This window comes from Myxococcales bacterium, assembly GCA_016699535.1.
Classification (GTDB): Bacteria; Myxococcota_A; Polyangia; order Polyangiales.
The window spans coordinates 3,688,045-3,713,830 of sequence record CP064980.1 but is presented as its reverse complement, the minus strand read 5'-3'; the positions used below and the strand labels follow the sequence as shown (position 1 = coordinate 3,713,830).

The following is a 25,786-nucleotide window of genomic DNA, read 5'->3' as shown; positions in this document are numbered from 1 at the left end:
AAATTCAAATCCTGCGTCAGTTAAAGCATCTCAACTTCTTCAACGGTAATTTCAGTCATTGCAACAACCGAAGTGCAAGCCGAAGCGAATTTACAGTAGAAAACATACCACTCGTTTTCATACAATAGCATTTCGTGCCAGACTTCGCCATAGATAGGGGGGCTCGTGCATACAGTCGTTTACCTTGGCGCACACAAAGAAGATCCTCTTGTCTTGGGTCGCCTTTCTGGAGCGCATGTCCTTAATGGCGGTGGTGTGCAGGTTAAAGGGCATGCAGGTCCTGGTAGTGCCCAGTACCTGTTTCATTTCTTTGAAAGCTTGCCTGAGGTCCTTGCTTTTTTGAGGGAAGAGCAACCTCTCGCCCTTCTCGTTGATACGCGTCATATGCCGGCGCAGCCTTGGTCCGATAGCCTTGCGGCCCATTTTATTCGAGCCGTAGAAAGTTGGCCTCGATTGCGCTCGCGCATTTATGGCATCGTTGCTGCGGGTTCGGAGGGCGCCGCTGCTGCCTTTGAATTGGGCAAAGAATGTTCGCGGTGTATGGGTCGAGCCTAGCCCTGAGGAAGTAATCGAGCAACTCGCTATCATTCCTCGATTAAAGCGAACAGGAAAAATCGCGCTTTGCCTTGCGGGCGGCGGTAGCGAAGGTCTTTTATACGAGCTTGGTGTTCTAAGAGCATTTGAGCGTTTTTTGCCAGAGCGACCCATCATCGATTTTGACTTGTTTTGCGGAATCAGTGCAGGAGCGATCATTGGTGGACTGCTCGCAAACGGCATTGGTCCGGATGAGATCCTTGAAGGCATGTCTGGCAAAGAATCGCGCGTATCGCCCATTAGCCGTCGTGAAATCTACGACATTAATCTTCCCGAGTTTCGCAAACGCTTGCTTCATCTTGCAAAAGGCATGTGGGCACGCTCTCTTGCAGAAGATCCGATTTCGTCTTTGGGAGAAATGGTGCCATCAGGTATCTTCAAAGGTGAAGGTCTCAGCCGTTGGCTTGAAAAGCAGTTCAACAGACCGGGGATGAGTAACCATTTTGACGGTTTACGCAAACCGCTTTTCATTGGGGCGACAGACCAAGATTCTTCAAAAGCCGTCGTTTTTGGAGAAGAAAATTTTAAACACGTTCCGCTTCACAAGGCCATACGAGCATCTGCTGCGCTTGCCCCTTTTTACGCACCGGAGGAAATAGGTGGACGTTACTATATAGACGGGGCCTTTACGCGTACGACCAATATGCGTGTTGCTGTAAACCACGGAGCAACTTTGGTGATCTTAGTCGATCCTTTGGTTCCATTGCTTTCGCGCAACGCTGGCTACGTTTTTGATCGCGGCGGTCTTTTTGGAACACTTCAAGGACTTAAGGCGATTGTAAACGGCCGCTTTGATAAGACCGTGTACGCTTTGCGGGAGATGTTTCCGGATGTGCATTTCCACCTTTTTCGTCCAGAAGGGGAAGAAATGCGTTTGATGGCCGGCTCTCCGATGAAAGTTTTCTTGCGTAAGGAACTCGCTGACGTTGCCTATGCGAGCACCACAGAAAAAATACGCAGCGCCTTTCCGAAGCTTCGTCGAGACTTTGCTGAACATGGTGTGCTGTTCCGTGATCCGGAAGAAATCCCCGAGACGCGCACCAGTGTTTCGCTCTAGCTATTTGTACCTGGTCAGTCGGTGACAAAAGTCAGCAGTTAAGAAAAAAGCACGCGAACACGAAAGCAATGCCCGAAGCCAAGTTTTTTTTCGAGGTTTTCTTAGGTTCAGCAGGTCTAGGGCCCCAGAGTTCGCTCCGCTGGAACTCTGCCCCAGACACTCTCCCACAGGACTGAGGGGGATGGTCCATTGGTACCTGACGAGGAAGTCCGAGGAAGTCCGAGGAAGTAAGCCGAAGATAAGAAAAGCTCGAAAAAAGTGCTTGCAGCTGCCAGGGACTGGCCAGTTACAGCTATTGCATGCGTTCGAGCACATTGCCTAAGGCCTTGAGCTCTTCACCGTAGCGTGACCAGTCCCCTTCTTTTTGTGCCTGGATGGCTTGCCGATAGTGATTTAGCGCCTGCTGATTTAGCAGCTTTTCCTCAGTAGCCGCGTTGAACTCTTGGGCTTGCGTGTTTTGAAGAAGCGTTATGTCTTCTTCCTTGGAGGATACCGTTTTGCTCGTTGCAGTGTTTTCCCAACTCCACGTGCCCCTAGCAGAAAAAAACTGCGTGATTTCAGTCTATCAAGCGTCCTGCTTAATATAGATCGAAATTCGCTCAGTATTCGAACCGCATCAAGCATTTTGCAACACTGAAACTGGAAGATAAACCCATCAACTACGACAAATACCCTAGAAAACGCCCTGGAAGCCATTTCGGGCGCTTGAACTGACAGTGCTTCGGGGCAAAGGGCAAGGCGGAGCGAGCAGTAAAAAACAACCCCGACCCTTCCATATATCGAAGAGTCGGGGTGCGGGCTAGTTCTTACTTACTTGTGTTTTGCGTGGATCTATTCCAGTGCTTGACTGAAGCTGCCAGTGATTTCAGTTTTCGCTTCCGCGATGGCGTTCGGATCAGCAGGATCAGAGGGGTCTCCGTGGAACTTTTCGCCCTGCCAGCCGAGCTCGCCGCTTATCATGTCAGGCACAAGGGTCTCGGCATCCGAGCTGGTGCTGCTGAGCTCGAGTTGCAACTCAATGTTCTGGTAGCCCTCGGCGATGAGCGCGGGTTCAAAAGACCCTGTCACCTCTTCGATAGCTGTATGAATTGACGCAGCAAACTTACGCGCGCTGCTCCAGCGGAAGGTGTCGGTTCCGCTGATTTCGATCATCGGAGCATCTTCCGAACCGAGTCTGAAAATATAGTTCAACTTGGCTTCGTAATAATCGGCGCAGTCTTGATCGACGACCTCATAGGTTTCCGATTCAAGGGTGCTGCTGTCCTCATTAATTTCTTGCCTGACGACTTGCAGAGCAAGATCATCGGCCGCGCTAAGCTCGAGAACATAAGCCGACACCACGTCGCCGTTATCATCCAGAAGTTCGCCGGCGTAGTCTTTGACATACAATGCAAGTTCATCGGCTACAGCCACGCTGAAGCCTTCGGCGACTACATCCGCTTCAATGCTCTGCCGTGAAAGTTGATTGCACAACGGCGTTTCATTGTTTGTGCCACCACCAGATTGCCCGCCCTCGGAGGTTGAGCAATGGGAAAGGCCCAGTGCCAAGCACAGCACGGCTGTGCTGAGTGTTGTATATTTAGGGGTTAAGTAAAAAGCTGACATAAGTTCGTTCTCTCCTTGTTAGGACCAGAGATTGGCCCTCAACTCTAGTATGGAAGGGCTGCGAGCATAGACAAGGATAAAGTTTACCGATTATGCACTTTTTACGCTTCTGAATCGCACTTATATGTGCTAAACTGGGATAGTGAACCATGTAGCTAGTGAGCTTTTACGGGCAATTCGCGGGCCTCGTTCGCAAATGGCCTTCGCGCGTCGCTTGGGCTATCGCAGTAATACTGCCGCTGACTGGGAGGCTGGGCGGCGTTTTCCCACGGGGCTTGTCACGCTCAAGGCCTGTGTGCGTGTGGGCATTGATGTGGTCGCGGCGATGGATCGATTCATGTCGAGCGTGGATGCCCATGCGCTTTGCAGCCATCTGGATGACGCCGGGCTTGCCTTGTGGCTTTCAGCGCTAAAAGGCAAGCAAAGCATTGTTTCGATTGCTCAAAGCACGGGCCATTCGCGCTATTCGGTCAGTCGATGGTTTTCCGGTAAAAGTCATCCCAGGCTTCCTGAGTTTCTTTCTTTGATTCAAGCGTGCACTCATCGCGTAGGCGATTTCCTGGATGAACTTGTGGGCATCGAGCACATTCCTTCGCTCAGACAAGAGCAGCAAGCCCGCCGCATCCTGCAGGAGCTCGCATGGACGGTGCCTTGGACCGAAGCGATTCTAAGGGTCCTTGAAACCGAGCATTATCGCCAACGAAAGAACGCTTCACATCAGTATATAGCGAACTACCTCGGGCTGAGCCCCGAAATCGTCCAAAGCAGTCTAGCTTTGTTAGAGCAAGCGAATGTCGTGAGCTGGGATGGCACGCACCACTTGCTTAGCGAGGTGCTTACGGTCGATACCCATCGTCACCCTGAGGCCTTTTGGAAGCTTCTGGAACACTGGCAAAAGGTGATACATGAACGGCTTCAAACAGAGCATTTGGCGGTGGTCAACTACAACGTCTTTGCCTGCTCACAGGCGGACTACCAGACGATAGTCAACCTGCAGCGTGCTCATTTCGAGCAAATCCGAGCCATTGTGGCGCAATCTGGACCTTCAGAAACCGTCGCGCTTTTGCAAAACAATCTTTTAAGCCTAGGTATTCCAAAAGGGCGAAACACACTGGGGGCGTAGCGCAAAAGCGATGACAGAGCACAGCTTTGAGCAACGCAGGGCCGGGCGCGGTCGTGGGCCCGGGTGCCAAGGGCCTAAGGCGGGCAAAAAAAAGGTGTTTAGGGCACGAGGTTACGGACAGTTTGCACCACCGAGGGGCAGCAAGCAGTGGTGCATCGCGATGGATTGAAATCAACCGGCAAAGGGCAAGGGAAGTTGTGAAACCCGGTCTAGGGTTGGCGGGAAACTCGACAATCTTCATGTGACCACCACTGGCTGGGCACACGCTCACATCTATCTTGAAGACTCGGGCGAGCAGTTTGCTCCAAGGAGTGCCTCTTGGTGTTGGATCTGGAGGGTCATCCTGCCAAAAATCAAGTTGCGCCCTTGTTTCCTCGTCATCTTGGGGTTCTGGCACGACATCACTTCGCTCTTTGGCGGCGGCGGCACAATCTAGCAATCAGGTCCAGCCGTTGTCGCTATCGACTCCTCGTAAGGTAAAGCGTAGCGGATGTCATTAGGAACCGCGGCGTTGAGCGATACTCAAATGCTCAATTATACAAAAATTGCGAATGACGCGCAGTTGTCACCAAATACAGTAAGGGACTATTTTCAAATTCTTGATGAACGTTGCCTATGCGAGCACCACAGAAAAAATTCGCAGCGCCTTTCCGAAGCTTCGTCGAGACTTCGCTGAACATGGTGTACTGTTCCGTGATCCGGAAAAACTCCCCGAGACACGCCCCAGTGTATCGCTCTAGCTATTGGGACCTGGTCAGTCGGTGACAAAAGTCAGCAGTTAAGAAAAAAGCACGCGAACATGAACGCAATGCCCGAAGCCAAGTTTTCTTTCGAGGTTTTCTTAGGTTCAGCAGGTCTAGGGCCCCCAGAGTTCGCTCCGCTGGAACTCTGCCCCAGACACTCTCCCACAGGACTGAGGGGGATGGTCCATTGGTACCTGACGAGGAAGTCCGAGGAAGTAAGCCGAAGATAAGAAAAGCTCGAAAAAAGTGCTTTCAGCTGCCAGGGACTGGCCAGTTACAGTTAGCTATTGCATGCGTTCGAGCACATTGCCTAAGGCCTTGAGCTCTTCACCGTAGCGTGACCAGTCACCTTCTTTTTGTGCCTGGATGGCTTGCCGATAGTGATTTAGCGCCTGCTGATTTAGCAGCTTTTCCTCAGTAGCCGCGTTGAACTCTTGGGCTTGCGTGTTTTGAAGAAGCGTTATGTCTTCTTCCTTGGAGGATACCGTTTTGCTCGTTGCAGTTTCGCCTCCAAAGAGATCAGCAATGGCGGCTTCAAGTGTTTGGGCCATGGCAATGCGGTTTTCATAGGCAACCACCACGCGTTTGAGCTCCGGAATGCGTCCGCCTTCGGAGCGCAAATACAAGGGTTGCACATAGATAAGTGCTTCTTCGATCGGTATGACGAGTAAGGTGCCTAAGATGGCTTGGGAGCCACGCTGATCCCACAACGAAATTTGTCGTGATATTTCAGCATCTTGATTGATGCGATTGGCAATCTGTTGAGGTCCAAAGATCAGACGGTCTTTGGGGAAACTGTAGACCACAAGCTCGCCGAGATGCTCGCCATCGTTTCGCGCTACCATCCAAGCGGCCAAGTTATCTTTGCGCTTGGGGGTAAAGGGCAGCATGAGAATGAATTCAGGATTCTTCTCCTGAGGAAGTTTCATCACGGTATAGTAGGGCTCAAGCATGGTTCGGTTTTCACCGTTTGTGATGGCTGGTATCTCCCACTGATCTTCCCTGTTGTACAAAAGCTCAGCGCTTTTCATGTGATAGATACTCATCATTTCTGTTTGGTATTCGAAAATATCTAACGGATAACGCAGATGTTTTTTGATATCCTTTGGCATGCTTTGCAGAGATTTAAACAAAGTCGGGAAGATTTGCTGCCAAACCTTTAAAACTGGATCGACAGTGTCCGCCACGTAGAAATCAACGGAGCCGTCGTAGGCATCGACTACGACCTTAACAGAGTTACGCATGTAGTTGATCCCGGCGCGGACAGACTGCGCGTAGGGATATCGGTTGGCGATAGTATAAGCGTCAATCAACCACACAAGCTGTCCGTTATCTCGAATCACCATGTAGGGGTCTTGATCGAAAAGTAAAAATGGCGCGATGTTTCGAATGCGTTCTTGAATGTTGCGGTGTAGTAAAACCCGGCTTGTTTCTTGAATGTCTTCAGAAAGCAGAAGCTTTATCGAACCAAACTGAATGGAAAGAGCCAGTCGTGTTAAAAAGGATGAGAGCGAGACTCCGCCTTTGCCCTTGTATTTAGCGTAAACGTTTTTATCACCCGATGGGTGATGGAATTCACGGTTACGTGTGTCGACAAACACGTAATCGCTCGTCAGCTCTCCGTAATAGATAGCGGGATTGCTGACATTGAGTCCTTTTATTGAAGACTGAGGGGGAATGTCTTTAATAAAAAGTTCGGGGAGGCCTTCGGGTGTTGCACGGTTGACCGGGCCGAGTGTTAATCCGTATCCATGGGTGAATGTAAAACGTTCATTGATCCATGTGCGGTTTGGCAAGCTTTCAGAAGCAAGCTCACGTGGTGAGAGCATGGTCTGTCTTAACTTGCCATCAATGACATAACGATCGTTATCCACTGAGGTGAAGTCGTAGTAGGTACGAATTTCTTGGATTTGCGCGAAGGTGTCCAGCAAAGGTGCATGATCCCACAGTCGAATGTTTTCAATGGTAGCTTGGTTTCGATTGATATCATCGATGGTCAAAGTCACATCTGCAGTCAAATCGCGCTCTTTGACTTTATCCAGAGCAAAGGCTTGTCGTGTGGCTTCAATATTATGACGAATAAAAGGCGCTTCTTTTTCGTATTCGTTTGGAACGACCGTAAACTTATGGACCAAGTTAGGATACACACGAACGCCTAAGATTTCGACGCTCACGTACAGAGCAAAAGCTATCCCCACCCATAAAAAGCGTTGGCGCCATAGATTGCCCAATACGAGCAAGGCAGCGACTACGGCGATAGCGGCCTTTATCTGTAGAGCAGGTAGCTTTGCGAATACGTCGGTATAGCTTGCTCCACTGACGGGTCCAGACTCGGAGAACAACAAATACGTAGTCTGCAAATATGTTTTGCAGGCAAGCATCAAGAAAAGGAGCGCGAGCAAAATACTCAGATGAATGCGTGCATGTTTTTCAACACGTGGGCCGTTCGGAGCGTTGACTAAAGCACCTCGGGCAAAATAGAGAAGCACGCAAAGCCCCACGGTTGGAACGAGCAGGGTAAGGCCAAGCGAAGTTAGCATTTCAAGCAACGGTAAATCGAACATGTAAAAAGCGACATCGCGGCCGAATAGAGGATCGCGCTGGCCGAAGGAAACGCTGTGATTGCTCCGAAGCCAAACATTCCAAAGACTCGCTCCCCAAAATCCAAGGAAAAGCGTAGCAAGTAGGGAGACCGGCCAGACGAATTTGGTAGCAATCTTCCCAGCATTTATCTGAACGACACCGTTGGGATCGCGCAATACGACAGGATAAAGTCCGTGAGAGAGCTTGATCGCAAGTCGAGAGTTAACAAATACAAAGGCAAAGGTTAGTAGCGCGATGGCAAAACCCAGCCAGACTTTTGTAGTGAGGAGCGTGGTGAAAACCGCGCCTTGGCCAAGCGACTTAAACCAGAGGAACTCCGTGTAGATCCGTGCCAGCGTGGGTAGGGTAATAAAGGCTAAGAAAACGATGCCTAGGACAATAAAACCCATAAATCGTGGGCGTTTGGGTATCAACGAAGTCATTAGCTGCGGCGTTAACACGAATCATCTAAAGGGGCAAACATCACCGAATCCCTCGCCTGCATGCCCAGCTCAGGATGTGTGCTATGCATTTAGGATATTTCAGCTTTTATTGGGAGCTTGCTCCTGCTAGGAACAGCGGTTAGATTAATGCCGTTGCTGAGTGCACTGCTTGTTTGCGGGCGCTACAGTGGGAGGAAATGATGCAGAAAACGATGTTCTTGGCCAAGATTCACCGGGCAATAGTCACCCAAGCCGATGTAGAATACGAAGGTAGCGTGACCATTGATGAAACATTGATGGAAGCTGCCGGTATAGTCGAGCATGAAGCGGTGTACATTTGGAATATCACTCGTGGCAGTCGTTTAATGACCTATGCGTTAAAGGGCCACGCGACTCGGGAACGATTTGTGTCAATGGAGCCGCTGCGCACCTCAATGCGCCCGGTGAAATCATCATCCTTGCAACCTTTGGCCAAATGAGCGTAGAGCAAGCCCGCGAGCACAAGCCTGTTGTCATCCACGTCGATGAAAAGAATCGCATCGTCTCCCGCAGAGCCGAACTCCCCGGCCCCGCCCGCCCCCAAGCCATCCACTAATTTAGCGTTTGTTTACAGATCGTTGCATGCAAGGACTTTCTGCGAGCTTGCTCCGTGTTCGGCTTACCTCCTCGAAACCGTGCTCATGGACCGAAGTCCACTGCGCTCGATTTCTGTGGGGGCGCTCGAACACAGAACAAGCTCGCAAAAAGCTTTCACCACTAACCCGCCCAAGAAGCCATTCACTAATTTAGCGTTTGCATACAGATCATCGCCCGCGAGCAGCGCGAGCCCGCAGGGGAGGGAGCCAAGGCGCGAAGCGCGCTTGGGAGGGGATTGTCGTGAATCCCCTCTTTGGAGAGCTGCTACGCAGCGGTCCAAACAGTTAAAGCCAACAAGAAAACCAATTCCTAAATTAGCTAGCTACTAAGTGCCGGGGGCGGGATTCGAACCCGCACACCGTTTCCGATAGAAGATTTTAAGTCTTCCGCGTCTGCCCTTCCGCCACCCCGGCCTGGGTATAGTGCCTAGCGCTTGTATCACAAACTTAGTTCGTGATCTCTACTCCCTGAGCTACGAAATATAGATTGAGGTACCAAGCGTTACATTCGGTAGCAGGGTCACAGACTTGGTCCATATTCCCGTTCCCATTAACGTCGTCTCCTTCGCTGTCGTTGCGCTGACAACCGTTGCTATCACAAAGTGAATCGGGTGGATTGTTCCATTCGCTTCGAGCGACTTCGCCACAATAGTCGACCGGATCGCTGCATGTGCTGCGCAGCTCACAAGCAATGATGTCGCAGAGTTTATCATTGAGATCGGCAACAAAAACGTCATCAGCCGCGTCCACTTTGACGTAAGCTTCAACTTCTCCAGGCGGCACAGGAAACTCACTGGCCTCGAGACGTGTTTCTGTATCAAGACTTTGATCGACGATGATCTTTGTTTCATACACATTGAGGTCCCGATTACGTATACCAATGCATGTTCGATCGTCAGAAAAAGGCACATTGATCAGCTTCAGTTGATCGACTGGAAGAACGGCACTCGGATCGATAGTTTGCCCTGGGGTGACGTCTTTATCCAGGATAGGAAGCAATAATGTTTGATTAAAACTTTCAGAACTTACTTCATTCTCTCCGAGCTCGGCTGCCAGTGGTGCCGGAGCGAGATCGGGGTTTGTCGTATCAAAAGAAAAAGTGTTGTCTTGGACGTCGCGAATACCAAAACCAGTTCGTATATCAATAGGGCCATCGGCTGCGGCATTTTGAACATCAATGATCCAGTTGAAGGTTTCTTGATCGAGAAAGGCCTGTATGATGTTGGCAATGAAATCGTCGTCCAGAATAGCAGGCCGATTAACGCTAATGCCAGCGACTCGAAACTGAGGATGATCAAGACGGTCGGCATTGGAAACACGCGCACAACAATCGCCACTCATCTGATAGCCCAGGGGCGCTTTATCAGGGCAGTAGTCGGGTGCGGGCTGATCGACAGCAAGCGGATCGCCTGTTTCGCTGCAAGCTACAGCACTCCAGCAACAAACAATTGATACCAGCCAAAGCAACGGTCTTTTCATGCGCCCCCCTGTTAACATTGATTTCCATTGGATGATGGAAATGCCACCAAACGTGCAAAGTCTTCGTAACGTGAATCTATGTCGTCTCGACTAATTTGTTCAAGTCGTTTGCTGCCTACGCCCTCGACCCCAAAAGAAGCCACAGTTGAGCCGTAAATTACAGCTTGGCGCAGTATGCGAGTGTTGACTTCACCGCAGGAGGCGATGAAAGCGAGGAATGCTCCTGCAAAGGTATCGCCAGCGCCAGTCGGATCCAACTCCTTTTCCAACGGAAAGGCAGGAGCAAAAAACACGTTGTCGTGGTCGAACAGCAGTGCGCCGTATTCACCGCGTTTAATGATCACGATTTTAGGTCCCATCGCCTTCATAATGCGTGCGGCTTCGAGCAGGTTGTAGCAGCTTGAAAGCTGCCGTGCTTCTTCTTCGTTGATGACAAGGACATCCACACGCTCTAATGTGCGTTTTAGGGCAGGCAGGGATCCTTCAATCCAGAAGTTCATCGTGTCTGCGACCACAAGTTTGGGCTTGGTTACTTGATTTAAGACTTGCAGCTGCAAAACAGGGTCAATGTTGGCCAGCAAAACATATTCAGAATCCAAGTAATTGGATGGAAGCGTGGGCTCAAAATTGGCAAAGACGTTAAGATCGGTGCGAATCGTGTCACGTGAGTTAAGGTTTTGCGCGTATCGACCTTCCCAATGAAATGTCAGTCCATCGGCTTTTTCAATGCCAGAAACATCGATGTCACGTTTCGTCATGGTTTCAAGCATTGTTTGTGGAAAATCGTTTCCGGTAACGGCTACCACACGCATCGGACAAAAAAACGAGCCTGCCATTGCTGCGTACAGTGCAGCTCCGCCGGGTATTTTTTCGTGACTACCGCTTGGTAAGTGCAAAGTGTCAAAAGCTACGGATCCAACAACTAGTACGCGAGACATTTTTTCCCTTTTCATTTTCTCGTTAACAATATTTCTCAATAAGTGGCGCAAGACGCGTCCGACTTGCCTGACCAAGTTTCGATAAATCGCTTAAGATTGAATGTCGAATGGAATATTTTCCTTCAAAATCGGCACGATCTGGCAGTGTTTGGCTAATGGTTTGGAGCAAACGTTGCGCGTTTTCAGCATTTTGTTTTAGAATTTCAAGCACACTTTTCACGGAAACAGACGCTTCATGTTCTTTCCAACAATCGTAGTCTGTCGCCAGCGCTACAGTGGCATAAGGCAGTTCGGCTTCGCGTGCAAGCCGAGCCTCTGGTAGATTGGTCATTCCCACCACGCTTGCTCCCCAAGAGCGAAACAGGTGTGATTCTGCGCGAGTGGAGAACTGAGGCCCCTCAATACAGACGTAGCTTCCGGCCTCGTGATGCCGAAGTCCTAAGGCTTTGCAGCCATCCGTCAAGGCGTTGTGCAATGTTGCATCAATAGGATCGGCGAACTCCACATGACAAACCACATCCTCATCGAAGAAGGTTCGGGGACGCGAGGTTGTGCGATCGATAAACTGATCGATGACAACGAAATCGCCTGGCTGAATTTCTTCTCTAAGAGAGCCCACCGCAGACAAGCTAACGATGGCCTGTGCACCAAGGGCCTTTAGGGCCAGAATGTTTGCACGGTAGTTTATCTTATGCGGTGGGATGCGGTGACCCACTCCGTGACGTGGCAGAAATAGCAAGCGGGTTTTGCCAAACTTCCCGCAGACGATGGCATCGGATGGACTGCCAAACGTGGTTTCGACCTGTTTGGTTTGCAGGTCTTCAAGGCCGGGCATCGCGTAAAGACCGCTTCCGCCAATCACCCCAAGTGTTAGTGTAGATCCCATAACGGCCGCGAACGCTAACATGCTTTTCCGGAGCATGGTAAGGGATCTTTTTCGTGGTTATTGGGCTATATTTGTCCTTTGTTGACAGTGAATAGCATCCAATCGAAGATACGCCGCATGAAAACATTACTCAAAATAGCATTGTTAATTCCCATGATTCATGCTTGCTCGGTACACAGTTCCGACAAGTCGACAAAGAACTTCACTCCTTCAAGCGTACAGCCTGTTGGTGTGGCTCCCCAATCTGCAGTGACTGCACAGCAGCCTTCGACTTCAGGTCAATCTCAAGCGCTCACTGAGACTTCCGAAGATAGCGCAGCGTCGAAAGAACAAGCACAGACGCCAATGAGCCCTGCACAAAAGCCGCCGCCAAGCGCGCTGAAGACAAAGAAAAACGTGAGGCCGCTAAACAAGCTCAAAAAGATAAGCTTGAGGCGAAAAAAGCAGAACGCGAAGCGAAGCGTGCCGATGACAAAGCAAAGCGTGAGCAAGCGAAAGAAGCTCGCAAGGAAAAGTTGGAAAGCGACAAAGCAAAGCGCGAAGAAGCGAAAGAAGCGCGCAAGGAAAAGCTTGATGCAGAGAAAAGCGAGAAGGCTGAAAAGCGCGCCAGCGAAAAACAAGCACACAAAGAAAAGCTTGAAAAAGAGAAGAAAGAACGCGAAGAAAAGCGCGAAAAAGCCAAGCAAGCGCGTGAGGAAACTCAGCCCAAGAAAAGTTCACTCTAAGAGATAACTGCAAGTGGAAAGATTGACTTTCTTCTTGCTTGCAAAAGCCAGCATAGCACTGCGCGAGCTTCGTGGTGACTGCTAACCCTAACGGTCCGCTTTTACCGGCAACTTAGGATCTGTCGCATGGTGTTGCGATTGCGATCTCGCCGCTCACCACGCTTTGACTAGCCCCTGTGCTTTTGCAAATCGTGGTGAGCTCCGCGCTAAGGCTCGCATCGGCAAGCAAGGCAAACGCTAGCGCTTCTTTGCAGTCGGTGAGCCGCTTGTCGTGTTCGGCAAGAGTAAGTACTTCAAGTTCTGGCAATGCTTTTGCGATGCTTTGCATCAAAGTCTGATTGTGCACCCCACCGCCGCTGAAATACACTCGCTTGAGTGTCGGAAAGGCGGCAAGTACATGCTTGCGGTATGCCTCGGCAATGCTTTGGGCACAAAACTCGACGGCGGTGCGTAGAAGGTCCAATGGGCCTAGCTTGCTACTTTGCTGAGAAGACAGTTTTGTCATGAATTCAGGCGAGAAATCGTCAAAACTGGCGCTTTTTGGAGGTTTTTCTGCCAAAAATGGATGCTTCATCCAACTGAGGAGCAGCGCTTGATCCACCACACCCTGCGCGGAAAGAGTGCCATCTCTGTCAATACCGTCATGTTCCCCTTCAATCAGCGAGGCAAAATAGTCGATCATTTGATTAGCCGGACCCGTATCAAAGGCCACCGTATCTTCGATGCGATCGCTAAGCACACTCAGGTTGGAAATGCTTCCCAAGTTGTGCAGCGCTACGGGAAAAGCTACCTGGTCTTTGCAAAGATACCAGTCGAGCAAAGGAACAAGCGGCGCGCCCTGACCGCCGCGCACCATGTCCCGCTCTCGAAAGTGACCAAGCGTTGTAATCCCGGTGAGTTCGGCGATGACTGAAATGGAAGCGATTTGCAAGGTCGAGCCATGGCGTTCTTGTTCCGGAGCGCGATGGGCTACTGTTTGTCCGTGACTGCCAATGGCATCGATTTCAATAGAAGGGAGCGAGCGCGTTTGTAAAAAACTGTTCACGCAATTGGCGAAGCTGTAGCCAAGGTCGAAGTTCAGTTGGCATAGTTCACGGCTTGATCCTTGTTTGATGCAGCGACGCAACGTTTGCCGTAGGTCTTGGGGGTAGGGCAAGAAAAGGAATCTTCAAGTTCAATGTGAAGTTCGCTTTTGCTGCGATCAAAACTCGCGAGCGAAAGGTCGATGCCGTCCATGCTCATCCCGGACATGAGCCCAATGATGCGACGTTTCTTTTTCTTTAATAGCTCGATAAACCGTGAATGGCTCATGCGTGTTTATTGATGAGATAGAGCTCGAGTTCCTCAATAACGTATGAGCCTCCTTTTGCTTTCAGAACGTGCTTGGCTGCCGTTTTGCAAACAGGATGCGCATCACAAGGGGCAATCCCTAAGCCGACCTGCTTTAAAGCCTCAACATCGCCAAGGCCGTCGGCTACGTAGCAAGTCTCTTCAAAGGAGACTTGGTATTTGGCAGTAGCCTCGTTTATTGCTGTAAGCTTGTCGGATACGCCAAGCCATGTGCAATCAAACGCAAACTGCTCCATGCGTTTTTTAGCGCTTAGCGTTTTGTTTGCTGAGATGGGAACCAAGATGTATCCGCCGGCTCGCAAACGTAAGAAGGCTTCGCCGTCTCGTACACTGTAAAACTGACTCCAGCCGAGCTCTTCACCAAGCCAAAAAGTCTGGCTGGTAGTGAGTACGCCATCAATGTCAAAAGCAATCAGTCTAATGCGGCTACGTCGTTTCATACTACTTACTTATAGGGAGCACGTTCGACTTCCAAGGTCAAGCGTTTGGAATCGCGACGGATGCCCAAACGGATGGTTGAACCGACCGATCCTCGCAGTTTATCAAGCACTTGCACCAGGGGCCAACCTTCAACGCTTTGCGCATCGATGCTCAGAATTTGATCCTGCACTTGCAGTCCTCCGCGGGCCGCAGCGCTGTTTGGGGGCACTTCGGCAACCCGAAGCCCTTTTTGTTGGGAGTAGAGTAGTTTGGCTTGAATACCACCCCTCCAATCTTCATGGGCGCAGCTCAGCGAAGCACACTGCAAGACTGCAACAAACAAACACCCCAAAAGCGTTCTAGTTACTGGCATCTGCTGCATCCAATCCCGCATCGCCCACATAGGGCGTCGAGGGTACCACGATACGCAATGTTTTTTCGCTGAGTACCAGATCGTCTCCTAAAATAGATACCGGCACGAGGAATACTTGATCGTAGTCCACCGCTGGAGGAAGTCGATCGTTTTGCAGTTCCAGAGCAAAGACCAGTTCGGTTGCTGGGCCAACCGCTGTAAAGGTATCGAACTTTCCATCAAAGGGTGCTTGCAGATCTGCGAAACCAGGCTCGGCTATGCCCTCAGGTGATGTAGCCTGATAAGCGACTACTGATTTTATAAAGTCAAAACGATCATCGTCGATGCGCAGCCATACTTGATCGTAGCGTAAGGTGTTCACGAACATCAGCACTGCATCAACCAGCGCTTCGGATAAGCCTGAACCATCGCCTTGAACATCATACACCAATGGGCATTGGCCATCGATGCTTGCGTTTGGCTTGCCATCAATACCTGTAGGACACGTTCCGTCTACAGGTGGCATCACTGCACCCGTAGCAAGCGCAATGCTTTGAAGATCGGGCCGAGCAAATTCGTCGCTGGCGATGCCGATCACGATGACGTCAAGCGAGCGTAGGGCGTCGATGGCCTCTGTAAAGGAATGCGCGTCAGAAATCGCTGCTGCATAGTCGCTTTTGCTGTGGAAAGGAGCATCGGTAATTTGAATCACCAAATGAAGCGCGCCGCTTCGAAAGCCGACGCCGCCCAAAGATCCCCCTCCATCCAAAGCTTTGCCTTTGTACGCAGCAACGTATTGTTTGCCGTTATGCTTAAAGCCTTCGCCAGTACCAATTTGGAAAAGAGCTTCGATGCCGGATTCAAGTCCATCGCCACCGAGGCCCAACGGATTGTCGAGCAGACCGATCGCCGTTTGAACTGCATCCACGTTAGAGGTAACGGCGCTAAGAAGAGCAAAGGGGCGGTCAGTTGAAGATCCAAAGGGGGCAATGGGAAAATCCTCAAACCGTGCGGCAGCAAAGGATGACAGCTCAATCCGCACCTGGATCTCTGGTATAATCTGAGTACGCAAGTCGCGTTGAATAGCGTCAATCTCTTCGCCGAAACTACTTGTTGTGTCGACCAAGAAAACAATGTCTGCCAAAGCAGGATCCGCCGATACGCTCAAAGCATAGTCTATGGCGGGGGCCCCATACGGAAGCTCTATGATAATATCTGCTGCTGGCAGCACGGGATTCTGTCCGCGTCCGGCTAAGGGCTCGCCGGAGTCGGGATTGTCCGGGCCGCTGTCCTGTGCAGTGGCGGCATCGGATGGGGCGTTCGGTGCCCGGCTCTGGCCTTTGCAGGTTGCCAAGGCCAAAAACAGGCCACTCAGCAGTAAAAATTGCAATCGAGGGGTCACTTATAGGATCTAAGCGCAAAAAGGGCCAAGACGCCAGTCGAGCGCACGCTGGCGCGGCGCAAGCAGTGCATAGTTGAGCAAACGTTGTTTGCAAGGTGACCCTTTTTGGCGGTGATCTTTGTAGGGAAACGTAAGTATGGCACGTTTGGAGTTTGACAGCACCGGTGCAACCGTTACGATAGAAAACGGATGTTAGAAGCCATCTCATACATACCTCCGGTCGCTTTTCACATGAGAAAACGCCATCGGAGCTGGCGTTGCGCCTCCATATATACCCAGGTATGTATGAGATGGCTTCTGGTAAGGAACCTGTGGAGCTAGGTCGGTATGTATAAGCTCGTCGTTGAAGATGACGATGGCAAAACCACCGAAGTCCCCTTGCTTGACGATGTGATCACCATCGGACGTAAAGAGGGCTCTACGGTTCATTTAAGCGAACGGAATATCTCTCGCTTGCACGCCAAGTTAATCCGTACCGACGGAAAACTACGCATTGAGGATTTCAGTTCGTACACGGGCGTTATCGTCAACGGTAAACGCATTCAGGGCAAAACGCAGATCAGTGCTGGCGATCGTATTGCCATAGGTGATTATCGGATCGAACTCAGTATGGAACCCGACTTGAAGGGGGCCTTTCCAGCACGCAACTCGGCAAGTCGTATGACCGTTCCGGACGATGCTTCCGAGCAGGGATCGGGGCTGTTTGGCACTGCGTCCACCGAGCCTCCGCCGACAAGAAGTCCTGCTCCTGCCATCGCGGAGCCACCTCTACGCCTTCCTGTTTCACGTGCGCCTTTAGTTGTGGCATTTGGCATTGTTAGTCTTGCCGCAGTGATTGCGGGTGTTGTGCTCTTTGACGCGGTCAAAAAACGGCAAAGCGAGCGAACTGCGGGCTCGACGGTGACTTCATCCAGTTCAGCGGAGAAATTTTGGGTCTCGCTTCGAGACTGTCAGCAGGCATTAGAAGGACAGAACTACGCCAAAGCTGTTGGTCTAGGACGCGATTTGGTGCGTATGCGACCCGACAGTGAACAGGGGCGGCAGTGTCGGGACGTGGCAGAACGTGCACTCACTGAGCAAGCCGCGTTTACCAAAGGCAGAGCACTTTTTGAGCAAGGCCGCGTTGAGGAAGCCTACTTGCAGTTTCAAGCGAACCTCTCAGAGAGCAGCGCTTTTCGTAATCGCTCGGAAGTCATTCAAACCAATCGTCTCTATGCGGAGTTGCGATTGGAGTCCGCCGAAGAGTTAGTCAAAAGCGATCCAATTCGTGCGCAGAGCGTGCTCGATGAGTTGCTTGGCATGACCCATGCTCCAGTACGAGTAAGACAGCGTGCGGAATTATTGTCCCAAAATCTGGAATCTTCTGCGTCGCCCACGCGAGCGAAAGTCACAAAGCCGCCTGTCTTGGCGAGCGTCTCTGCGCCCAGAGTTGCTCCAGAACGACGCGCAACCCCCATCGAGGCTCCAAAGGAAGCCAGCAAACCTGCCCCGGCTCCCAAAGGCCTCGCGGCTGCCAGAGAATGTCTCAAGTACGGAAACAATGCCTGCGCGCTTGAAGCGTTGAGTCAGGTCAATGGCCCCTCGGAGCTGGCCTTGCGAATTGCAACCCATCGGCAAATGGGCAATCAAAATGCAGCAATTCGCGACATGACTCTGTACATCCAGCGCTACCCCTCGGATGCGCGGTCCACCGAATATCGTCAATTTTTACTTTTAAAAGAGCAACCCACCGAGTAGGCCAGCCCGATCTTCGCGCTGAATAGGGTCAATTCACATCAAATTGCCTTGGTTTTGTGCTGATTTTCTCGCGACTGGTGAGCAAGATCTTGAAATTGCACAAGCATTGACAAATGATCCATGCCTGTTTGATACTCCACGAAACCAACAGAGTACGGAATTGTTTCGAACCATGCGAGTCACATCAGCGTTTGCAAGCAAACGCTCCATTGGTCTTTCGGTCCTAGTAGGGCTGTTCTTTTTATCGATGCCTTCCACCGGCTTTGCTCAAGCGGGGAAATTGAATGGCGGAGGCATGGACTTACATCTGTTCAGGCCGGCTGTGGATTCCAAAGGCCACATCTCCGTCAACGGTACCGAAGTGCTTGGGCATTTGGACTACAGTTTCGGTTTAGTGCTAGATGCCGGTTTTCAAATTCTTTCGTTTAGAGGCTTTGTAAACAACGATGCGGTGCTCGCAAGCGATGCTGAGCGGCAAAAGCATATCGTTGATGCGCTTTTCACCGGTACGCTGCAAGCCAACGTTGGTTTGTTCAACCGCATGATTATCGGTTTACAGCTTCCATTCCAAGCGGTGGTAGGCTCAAACATCACCGCTCCAGGTGTTTACAACGATAGCGCCCGACCCCGTGGCCTGGACTACCAAGGCCTTGGCGATATTCATTTTCACGCAAAATACCGTATTTTGCGAGCTGATCGCGATCCTGTTGGTTTGGCGGCACTGTTGCGCGTGGGTGTTCCGACGGGTTCAACCCAGGAGTTTGCTGGTGAGCCGGGCGTCTCGCTTTGGCCAACTCTCGCCCTTGAGTTGCGACCGGCCGATATCCTGCGAATCGGCTTTAACCTAGGGTATCGCTTCAACTCAAAAGATGGCGTTCGTTTTCCGATCGACGGTCGAACAGTGCCTGGAACGACTAACGCAACAGCTGCGCAATTTGTTGCCGGTCAAGAAGGTTCGAATCTTAAATATGATGATCTCATCACCTTTGGCGTCGGCGCGAGTTTGCGCGTCCTGCCTTCGGTTGATCTCGTTGGTGAGTTCTACGGCAATCAAATTTACAACGCATTTGGTGACAATGGCGCACTCGCCATGGAAACCGCGGCAGGCCTAAAAGTCTTTGTTGAGCGCAATAGTTTCTTGTTTATAGGTGGCGGCATAGGCATCCCCACCGATGGTTTTTCCACGCCCTTGGCCCGCGGCATTGTAAGCTTTATTTTCGAGCCCAGCGTCCGCGACCGTGATGGCGATGGCATAAAAGACGATATCGATCAGTGCCCGGATGAGCCCGAAGACTTTGATGGCTTTGAAGACGAAGACGGCTGTCCTGATCCAGACAATGACAAAGATGGTATTCCGGATGTCGATGACGATTGTCCGCTTATTCCCGAAGATATGGATGGGGACCATGATGAAGATGGCTGCCCTGAGGGCGAAGAGGGCGATCGCGACGGTGACGGCATCCTTGATAGCGTCGATGAGTGCCCAGACGATCCTGAGGACTTCGATGGGTTCGAGGACGAAGACGGCTGTCCTGATCCGGATAATGACCAAGATGGTATCTTGGACAAAGACGACAGTTGTCCAAATGATCCAGAGGACAAAGACGGCTTTGAAGACGAGGATGGCTGTCCTGACCCGGATAACGACAAAGATCGCATCCTCGATGTCGACGACAGCTGCCCAACCAAACCAGAGACCTACAACGGCTTTGAAGACGAAGATGGCTGTCCTGATAAGGGCGATGTCGTGGTCGAAGAAGACCGCATCATGATTTTGCAGAAGATCTACTTTGAAACAGATAGCGCCGTGATTAAGAAAGAAAGTTATCCGATTGTGGATGCGCTCGCCGCTACTCTGACGGGTAACCCGCAAATCGTGAAAATTGAGATTCAAGGCCATGCTGATGAACGTGGCGGCGATGCCTACAACATCAAACTTACCCGTGACCGGGCAGCTTCCGTCAAAGATGCGATGATCGAACGGGGTGTGGACCCAGGGCGCTTGAGAAGCGCAGGTTACGGTGAGAGATGTCCGGTGGATCCGGCTCACAATGACGAAGCATGGGAAAAGAATCGTCGCGTTGAGTTCAAGATTCTTGAAACCGATGCTGGACCAACCAAGGTGCAAGTAGCGTGTCCTGCTGGACGCAGTTTGACTCCAAAGAGGTAAGTGAACATGTCAGCGGAAAAGTTTGGAGCAGCCATCCAAGAGGCAATTCTATCATTGCCCCAGGATTGCAAAGCCGTATTGCGTATCGTCGAAGATCCCGATCTTGACGATACACAGCGCACCGATGCAGCCGGAGCGCTCCTCCATGTGCTTTCTGGCTCGAATGTGATTCCTGGCATGAAAGGCATTCTCGCCTATGTGGATGACGTGCTTGTGATGCGCGTCGTGTTGGAAAGGCTTAGCAAAGCTTCTCCAGAGGCCTTTTCTGCTCATCACGAGGAGTTTCCGGAGGTTTATCAGCCAATGACTGAACAGTTGCAGGTTGCGAGAGAGCATCTTGGTGATTTGATGAAAGTTATCGAACATGCCGCAGCACGCGTCTCAACGCTTAACTTCAAAGGCCATACCGCAATTGATTGCTCCAAAGACACAGAGGGCAGCACCTGGCTTTATGATTCGCTGCAAGAAGCCTTGGTGGATCAGTTTGATTTCGATGATGAAGAAGTGGCTCGCGAGCTAAAGGAACTTCGCAAAATCATGCCGGCACTCGAGCAACGAGCCGCTAACCTTAAAGCTTAGCGAAAGCCATCTGCTTCGCTATTTTCCGCTTGAGCAACTTATTTAGTTGGAAAGCATGCCGCCGACAACGACCCAGGTATCTTGTATCGATTGATAGAGCACCAAGATTAACACTGGGGGCACGACGAAACGAAGGGTAAGATGCCAGCCTTTGAGCATCCACGATGGCCCTTCAAATCCATGAGCTATTTCTTCCGTCGGGTTTTTCATTTTCCAACCGACCAAAAAAGCCAAAGCCAAGGCTCCGCTAGCTAGCAGTACATTTCCAACCACTTGATCGAAGATAGCCAGTATCTCTAAATCATAGGCACACGGCGCGCCGACTAGTGCAATGATGGCGCCCATAAACAATGCTGCCTTTTTGCGCGCGGCATGATGTTTTCCATCCATCGCGGAAGCCGTCACGACTTCGAGCAGGGAGATGCCGGAGGTTAGGGCTCCGACGAGTAATGTCGCGAAAAACATGAAGGCTACAAAACGTCCTGCGTTTCCCATCGCAGCAAACGCCTTCGGTAAACCAATAAATAAAGCCCCCAAGGTGCTCTCGCTGATTTCGCCCGAAAGGTCGAAGGCAAAAATAATCGGAAAAACGACCAACCCGGCGATAAAAGCAACTAGAAAGTCAGCGGTGGAAATCGTTACGGCGGCTACCGGTAGATTTTCTTTGCGTGAAAGATAACTGGCGTAGGTTAACATGGCGCCCATGCCTAGGGACAAACTGAAGAATGCCTGTCCAGCTGCAGCGACCAGCACTTTGAGGGAGAATAATTTTCCAAAATCGGTTTTGAGATAGAAACTGTAACCTGCTGCCGCACCATCTAAAGTGAAAGCCCAAATGGCAAGGCCAATAATTAAGATAAAAAGGGCTGGCATCAGTATAAACGAAGTGCGCTCGATGCCAGAGCGAACTCCGCCAGCCACAACAGCAATCATTACGGTCATGGAAAGCAGATGAAATGCCAATGCGTCATGACCTGTCGCCACCTGGTCGAAATGTGCTGCAGGATCTGCGGGTAGCCCGATCGTGAGGGCTTCGATGGCGTAACGAAGCGTCCAGCCGGTGATCACGGAATAGTATGCCAGGATACAAAAGCCGACTAGGACAAATAGATGTCCAACGATCGCCCAATGACGGCCCCCTAATGTACGCAAGGCGCCTACAGGGCTTAGTTTGGTGTGCCTTCCTACAACAAACTCGCAGCCCATCAAGGGAATCCCCATGGCGAAGACCATGACGATGTATAGAAAGACAAAAGCGGCGCCTCCGTGCTCTGAAGTAGCATAGGGAAAGCGCCACATATTACCTAGACCTACAGCGGAGCCCACGGAAGCAAGCATGAATCCAAGCCGGCTTCCCCAACCTTCACGTGAGATAGCCTGATCAGAGAGCTGGGGCATTTCGGCTAACTTTCATGGATGATTTTGCGATTTCCTCAAAATCGTTCACAATAGAATAAGGCAGATGCTCGGACGTCAAAAGAATCATAGCGAACTAGCGGAAGCGAGTATTGTATGAAGGGTATACGACAAAGTGTGGGACTGTTTAGCATAATATTGCTGACTTTGGCCACCATTCCCTCCCTAGCCATTGCAAAAGGCCGTGATTTTTCGAAGTCGGAGATGGACAAGCTGGAGCGGGGGGGCCTTGTTAAGCGTCAGACGGTCCAGGAGCGCGGTGGCTTGCGCCTTACTGGAGGGACCAGTTGGCAGATTATCTCGGCGTCGCCTGAAGACGTTTGGAAGACGATTACCAATACCAACAAGTATAAGTATATTTTCCCCTTTGTCGTTTCCGCCAAACTGCTCAAGCAAAAAGGATCAAAACGAATCGTGTTGTTAGAGCACGCCAAGGGTCCACTGTCGGTAAGCTATGCTCTGTTGGGTGTCACTGAAGAGGACAAAAAAGAACTTACCTTTCAGCTTGATACCAGTAGACCGCATGATATTAAGGCGGCCTGGGGCTTCTTTACCGTGAGACCATGGAAAGACGGTAAAAGCATTCTCTCTTATGGCATCATGCTCGATACGGGCGATGGTTTTTTCAAGAGCATGTTGCGAGAACAAATCTCGAATACGGTGCTCAATGTTCCACGTCGCATCCGCCGTTACATCCATGAGCAAAAAAAAACATAACAATTAACAATATTCACTTGCAAAGGTGATAAGCGTCCAAGGAGGGTCCTGTTCCGGACCTTTCAAGACTGAGAACCGCGGAAGGTTTAAGCTTCTTTTCTTCCCGTGCTTGCTGTCATGCGCCACATGCAGATGGTCCGGAACAGGACCCTCCTTGGACGCCCACGGCTGCCTATCATTGATCCATTCGAGTCACGGGTATTTTTTCGGCGTCATGCCATTCTTTGTGAATTTAGTGACAAAATCATTATTTACGTTTCGGTACTGAATTTTGCTAGAGTGTTTGGTGTGTCGCTAGTGCTCTGGTTGGAAAATTCGGAAAGTATTGCGTCGAGATGGATCAATCCTTTCCGATCAGAGCACTTGGGATTTTGGGGGTAGACATAACGTATGGACAAAGCTGATTTTAAAGAAGCGCTGTTGCAGGTCATGGAGTCGAAGCAGCATTGGGCTTGGGGCCTCTTTACCTCTGGAAAAGTAAAGAAAGAATTTTTGCATCTGCATTTTGAGCAAGAGTATGAAAGCTATGTTCGTGATTTTCCGGTTCTTGTCGCCCGTGCATACGTGCAGTGCCCCATTGCAGAAGTGCGACGGGAGCTCATTGAAAATGTCTACGAAGAAGAAACCGGTCAGATCGCGGCAGGCAAGCCTCATCCGGAACTGTTTTTGGAATATCCTAAAGGCCTCGGAATGGACCTTGCTCGTTTTGAGCGGATTGAATTGCTTCCCGAAGCCGCAGCATATAGACAGTGCCTTGATCGCTTTACCGTGGACAATGGTTGGGTCACCGCTGCAGCGGTAACAACGATCTTTATTGAAGGCACATCGTATGATCGTGGTGAGCTCGATCCGAATGCGCAGAAGAGACCAGAGCCTGACTTAAAAGAGCATCCGCTTGTTAAACACTACGGATTGCCAATCGAGTCCCTTGCACTTACCAAGGCCCATCGTGCGGTCGAGGGAAGCCATCGCGCAGCTGCCTGGAAGGTGGTGCTTGATTTTTGCCCTCAGGATGAGCAGGGCGCTGTGATCACGGCCATGCAAGAGACCTTGGGCTACTGGAAAGGCTATCGTGATGCCGTGGCAAAACTTTGCGGTATTTCACCAGAAGCTTAGTGACATATGAGGGGTCGTTTGCCCTCAAATTCAATGCGTGGATGCTTTGGATCGAAGAGTTTGGGATCCGCTGCATCGAGAGTCCCTCCCTGCTTCTTTAAAAGTTGAGCAATACTTTCTCGAATATCCTGCCCTTCAAAATCGTGAAAAGAATCAGCTGGTAAATCAAGAGACGAGAGAAATGCTCCACCGCCGTTAGCAACAAAGTTTGAGGTCACAAGGTGAATGGAGGCTGTGTCTTTTATCGTTTTCCCGGATTTGGAAGTAAGCGAAAGCTGAAGCTCTTTGTTTCGACAAAAAGCTTTGATGGTGATTCCTGCAAAAGAAATAAAACTTCCTTGTTGTTCCAGCTGTTTCTTTATGACTGTTTTTAGTTGCTTCGCTGTCAGAGTAACCATGACGAAACTGTTGTCAAAAGGGTGGGCTTCATAGAGCTGTCCGTAGGTGAGTGTTCCCTCGTTTAGATTGCTACGTATTGCCCCGTTATTAATAAGAGCGGCATCGGCTTCTGGGTGTGCTTTGAGCATGTAGTCAGCAAAAAGATTGCTTAGCGGAGATGGATCGCTGCGTGATCGAAAAAAAACGCCTTTGATGTACACTCCAAGAGACTCGTTTTTCTTTTTCGCGGCTCGCTCTTGAGAAGCTGATACGATTTTTTCAACTGAGATGTCTTTTGAAACGCTTTTCCCTGCATAGTCAAACGGCATGCATTCGTTTTTTTCGATGGCCTTGCACAGTTGTTGTGGAGGATAGATCTTGCGACCAAGAATGCGTTTGTCGGTTTTGCGTAGGGTGAAATCAATTCGTCCAAACGCAACGCCTTGTGCAAATGACTCGATGATAGCTATGCCATTTACAACATGCGCCATGCCCCGATGTGTATGCCCAGCCACAATGGCCTGGACAAGGTTGCTATTGAGTTTGCGAGCAACTTCCATGATGGGAGCATCGGTCTCACAGCTTTCAACGTTCTTGGGATCGTGAAATTCGTCGCACGCTCCGCCTTCATGGACCGTGACCACAATGAAGTCTGCGCCGCGTCCCTTTAGGATGGCTGCTTGCTCTTCGATGGCGCTAGCAATGGATGAGAATTTTAAATCGGCTACATTCGTTGCGATAGTTTCCCAAGGAGTTCCTTCAGTGGTTGCCCCAATGATGCCGATTTTAATTCCTGCTTTTTCAATGAGGACGTGAGGGTAGACGTTCTTCCAATCAGGGCGTTCGTTTGAGGTTTTGAGGAGGATATTTGCACTAAGAAAAGGAAAATGAGCTTCACTGGCACGCTGGAGCAACGCGCCTCGAGGGTTTTGCGTGGGCTGCTTTACGGTGGTGTCGCTTCCAACAGGACCAAAATCAAATTCATGATTACCAATCGCAACAGCATCGTAGTTCAGTGCATTGTAGGCTTGAACGACGACATCTCCTTCGCCGAGATTCGATTCAAGGGTTCCTTGAAACATGTCTCCTGCGTCGAGGAGCAGCACGGGGCGCTCCTCGGCTCGAAGGTTGTTAAGATAGCCGCCAAGCCATGGCAGCATGTGCATGCTTCCGTGAAAATCGTTGGTGCCTACAAGGCTCAAGGTGATACTTTCTTCGACCTTGCTCTGTTGAGGCTTAGGTCGCGGTGTACTGAGAAGAACTTGCTTATTACCGCCGCAGGACAGCGCAAGAAGAACTAGGCAATAGAGGACACGCATGCCCAACGCATAGCATAAA

Annotated in this window: 22 protein-coding genes, 1 tRNA gene and 1 pseudogene; 11 read left to right on the top strand and 13 right to left on the bottom strand. The window is 50.6% G+C overall.

All coding sequences use genetic code 11. From position 1 onward, the window contains the following. Positions 1-165 precede the first annotated feature (165 nt). Both IPJ88_17505 and IPJ88_17500 read left to right on the top strand, forming a co-directional pair. Positions 166-555 (top strand): hypothetical protein, encoded by a 390-nt coding sequence (locus IPJ88_17505; protein ID QQR89938.1) that lies wholly within the window; start codon positions 166-168, stop codon positions 553-555. Further along, positions 512-1,651: a patatin-like phospholipase family protein gene (locus IPJ88_17500; protein QQR89937.1), complete on the top strand. Its 1,140-nt coding sequence runs from the start codon at positions 512-514 to the stop codon at positions 1,649-1,651. Before IPJ88_17505 ends, IPJ88_17500 begins: the two co-directional genes overlap by 44 nt. Before the next feature lie 831 nt (positions 1,652-2,482). Here IPJ88_17500 and IPJ88_17495 read toward each other — a convergent pair. Then, entirely contained in the window at positions 2,483-3,256 is a 774-nt protein-coding gene (locus tag IPJ88_17495) for a hypothetical protein (protein QQR89936.1), read from the bottom strand. 142 nt (positions 3,257-3,398) lie between these two features. Here IPJ88_17495 and IPJ88_17490 point away from each other — a divergent pair, with 142 nt between their 5' ends. Beyond that, positions 3,399-4,379: a hypothetical protein gene (locus tag IPJ88_17490; protein QQR89935.1), complete on the top strand. Its 981-nt coding sequence runs from the start codon at positions 3,399-3,401 to the stop codon at positions 4,377-4,379. Positions 4,380-4,981: 602 nt separating this feature from the next. Then, positions 4,982-5,119, top strand: a complete 138-nt coding sequence (locus tag IPJ88_17485; GenBank protein ID QQR89934.1) for a hypothetical protein — start codon at positions 4,982-4,984, stop codon at positions 5,117-5,119. Positions 5,120-5,406: 287 nt separating this feature from the next. On the opposite strand, the gene IPJ88_17480 is transcribed toward IPJ88_17485, so the two are convergent. Then, complete coding sequence (locus IPJ88_17480) at positions 5,407-8,148, bottom strand: UPF0182 family protein (protein QQR89933.1); 2,742 nt, start codon at positions 8,146-8,148, stop codon at positions 5,407-5,409. Between the two features lie 200 nt (positions 8,149-8,348). On the opposite strand from IPJ88_17480, the pseudogene IPJ88_17475 reads away from it, so the two are divergent. Further along, positions 8,349-8,743: pseudogene (locus tag IPJ88_17475) on the top strand (aspartate 1-decarboxylase). 371 nt (positions 8,744-9,114) lie between these two features. On the opposite strand, the gene IPJ88_17470 reads toward IPJ88_17475, so the two are convergent. The 4 genes from IPJ88_17470 to mtnP all read right to left on the bottom strand — a co-directional run bounded on the left by IPJ88_17470 (position 9,115) and on the right by mtnP (position 12,086). Beyond that, a tRNA-Leu gene (locus IPJ88_17470) sits at positions 9,115-9,197 on the bottom strand. 33 nt (positions 9,198-9,230) lie between these two features. Continuing rightward, positions 9,231-10,262 (bottom strand): hypothetical protein, encoded by a 1,032-nt coding sequence (locus IPJ88_17465; GenBank protein QQR89932.1) that lies wholly within the window; start codon positions 10,260-10,262, stop codon positions 9,231-9,233. Between the two features lie 11 nt (positions 10,263-10,273). After that, on the bottom strand, positions 10,274-11,200 hold the full coding sequence (locus IPJ88_17460) for a sugar kinase (protein QQR89931.1): 927 nt from the start codon (positions 11,198-11,200) through the stop codon (positions 10,274-10,276). 22 nt (positions 11,201-11,222) lie between these two features. After that, on the bottom strand, positions 11,223-12,086 hold the full coding sequence (mtnP, locus tag IPJ88_17455) for an S-methyl-5'-thioadenosine phosphorylase (protein QQR89930.1): 864 nt from the start codon (positions 12,084-12,086) through the stop codon (positions 11,223-11,225). Positions 12,087-12,601: 515 nt separating this feature from the next. Between mtnP and IPJ88_17450 the strand changes: the two genes are divergently transcribed. Next, positions 12,602-12,811 carry a hypothetical protein gene (locus IPJ88_17450; GenBank protein ID QQR89929.1) on the top strand — a complete coding sequence of 70 codons (210 nt, stop codon included), beginning with the start codon at positions 12,602-12,604 and terminating at the stop codon, positions 12,809-12,811. 112 nt (positions 12,812-12,923) lie between these two features. Here the strand turns inward: IPJ88_17450 and IPJ88_17445 are convergent, their stop codons facing one another. From IPJ88_17445 to IPJ88_17425, 5 genes are read right to left on the bottom strand one after another with little or no spacing between them, the layout of a single operon-like run. After that, entirely contained in the window at positions 12,924-13,937 is a 1,014-nt protein-coding gene (locus tag IPJ88_17445) for an anhydro-N-acetylmuramic acid kinase (GenBank protein ID QQR89928.1), read from the bottom strand. Further along, positions 13,889-14,122 carry a hypothetical protein gene (locus IPJ88_17440; GenBank protein ID QQR89927.1) on the bottom strand — a complete coding sequence of 78 codons (234 nt, stop codon included), beginning with the start codon at positions 14,120-14,122 and terminating at the stop codon, positions 13,889-13,891. Before IPJ88_17440 ends, IPJ88_17445 begins: the two co-directional genes overlap by 49 nt. Next, complete coding sequence (locus IPJ88_17435; protein QQR89926.1) at positions 14,119-14,601, bottom strand: HAD hydrolase family protein; 483 nt, start codon at positions 14,599-14,601, stop codon at positions 14,119-14,121. The genes IPJ88_17440 and IPJ88_17435 overlap by 4 nt, the downstream gene beginning before the upstream one ends. A 5-nt stretch (positions 14,602-14,606) precedes the next feature. After that, the gene (locus IPJ88_17430; GenBank protein QQR89925.1) at positions 14,607-14,954 is read right to left on the bottom strand and encodes a PDZ domain-containing protein; all 348 of its coding nucleotides are present in this window, start codon (positions 14,952-14,954) and stop codon (positions 14,607-14,609) included. Beyond that, complete coding sequence (locus IPJ88_17425) at positions 14,941-16,335, bottom strand: hypothetical protein (GenBank protein ID QQR89924.1); 1,395 nt, start codon at positions 16,333-16,335, stop codon at positions 14,941-14,943. The genes IPJ88_17430 and IPJ88_17425 overlap by 14 nt, the downstream gene beginning before the upstream one ends. A gap of 327 nt (positions 16,336-16,662) precedes the next feature. On the opposite strand from IPJ88_17425, the gene IPJ88_17420 reads away from it, so the two are divergent. The 3 genes from IPJ88_17420 (at position 16,663) to IPJ88_17410 (ending at position 20,821) form a co-directional block, all read left to right on the top strand. Then, a complete protein-coding gene (locus IPJ88_17420; protein QQR89923.1) occupies positions 16,663-18,072 on the top strand; it encodes an FHA domain-containing protein in 1,410 nt (469 codons plus the stop codon). Positions 18,073-18,244: 172 nt separating this feature from the next. Further along, a complete protein-coding gene (locus IPJ88_17415; protein QQR89922.1) occupies positions 18,245-20,242 on the top strand; it encodes an OmpA family protein in 1,998 nt (665 codons plus the stop codon). Positions 20,243-20,248: 6 nt separating this feature from the next. Then, positions 20,249-20,821, top strand: a complete 573-nt coding sequence (locus IPJ88_17410; GenBank protein ID QQR89921.1) for a hypothetical protein — start codon at positions 20,249-20,251, stop codon at positions 20,819-20,821. Between the two features lie 42 nt (positions 20,822-20,863). Here IPJ88_17410 and IPJ88_17405 read toward each other — a convergent pair whose 3' ends face one another. Further along, a complete protein-coding gene (locus IPJ88_17405; GenBank protein ID QQR89920.1) occupies positions 20,864-22,219 on the bottom strand; it encodes a sodium-dependent transporter in 1,356 nt (451 codons plus the stop codon). Between the two features lie 114 nt (positions 22,220-22,333). On the opposite strand from IPJ88_17405, the gene IPJ88_17400 reads away from it, so the two are divergent. Together IPJ88_17400 and IPJ88_17395 are read left to right on the top strand one after the other, a co-directional pair. Further along, the gene (locus tag IPJ88_17400) at positions 22,334-22,954 is read left to right on the top strand and encodes an SRPBCC family protein (protein ID QQR89919.1); all 621 of its coding nucleotides are present in this window, start codon (positions 22,334-22,336) and stop codon (positions 22,952-22,954) included. Positions 22,955-23,344: 390 nt separating this feature from the next. Further along, entirely contained in the window at positions 23,345-24,070 is a 726-nt protein-coding gene (locus IPJ88_17395; GenBank protein ID QQR89918.1) for an iron-containing redox enzyme family protein, read from the top strand. Here IPJ88_17395 and IPJ88_17390 read toward each other — a convergent pair. Continuing rightward, a complete protein-coding gene (locus IPJ88_17390; GenBank protein ID QQR89917.1) occupies positions 24,067-25,767 on the bottom strand; it encodes a bifunctional metallophosphatase/5'-nucleotidase in 1,701 nt (566 codons plus the stop codon). The two genes, IPJ88_17395 and IPJ88_17390, sit on opposite strands and share 4 nt — an antisense overlap. Between the last annotated feature and the right edge of the window lie 19 nt (positions 25,768-25,786).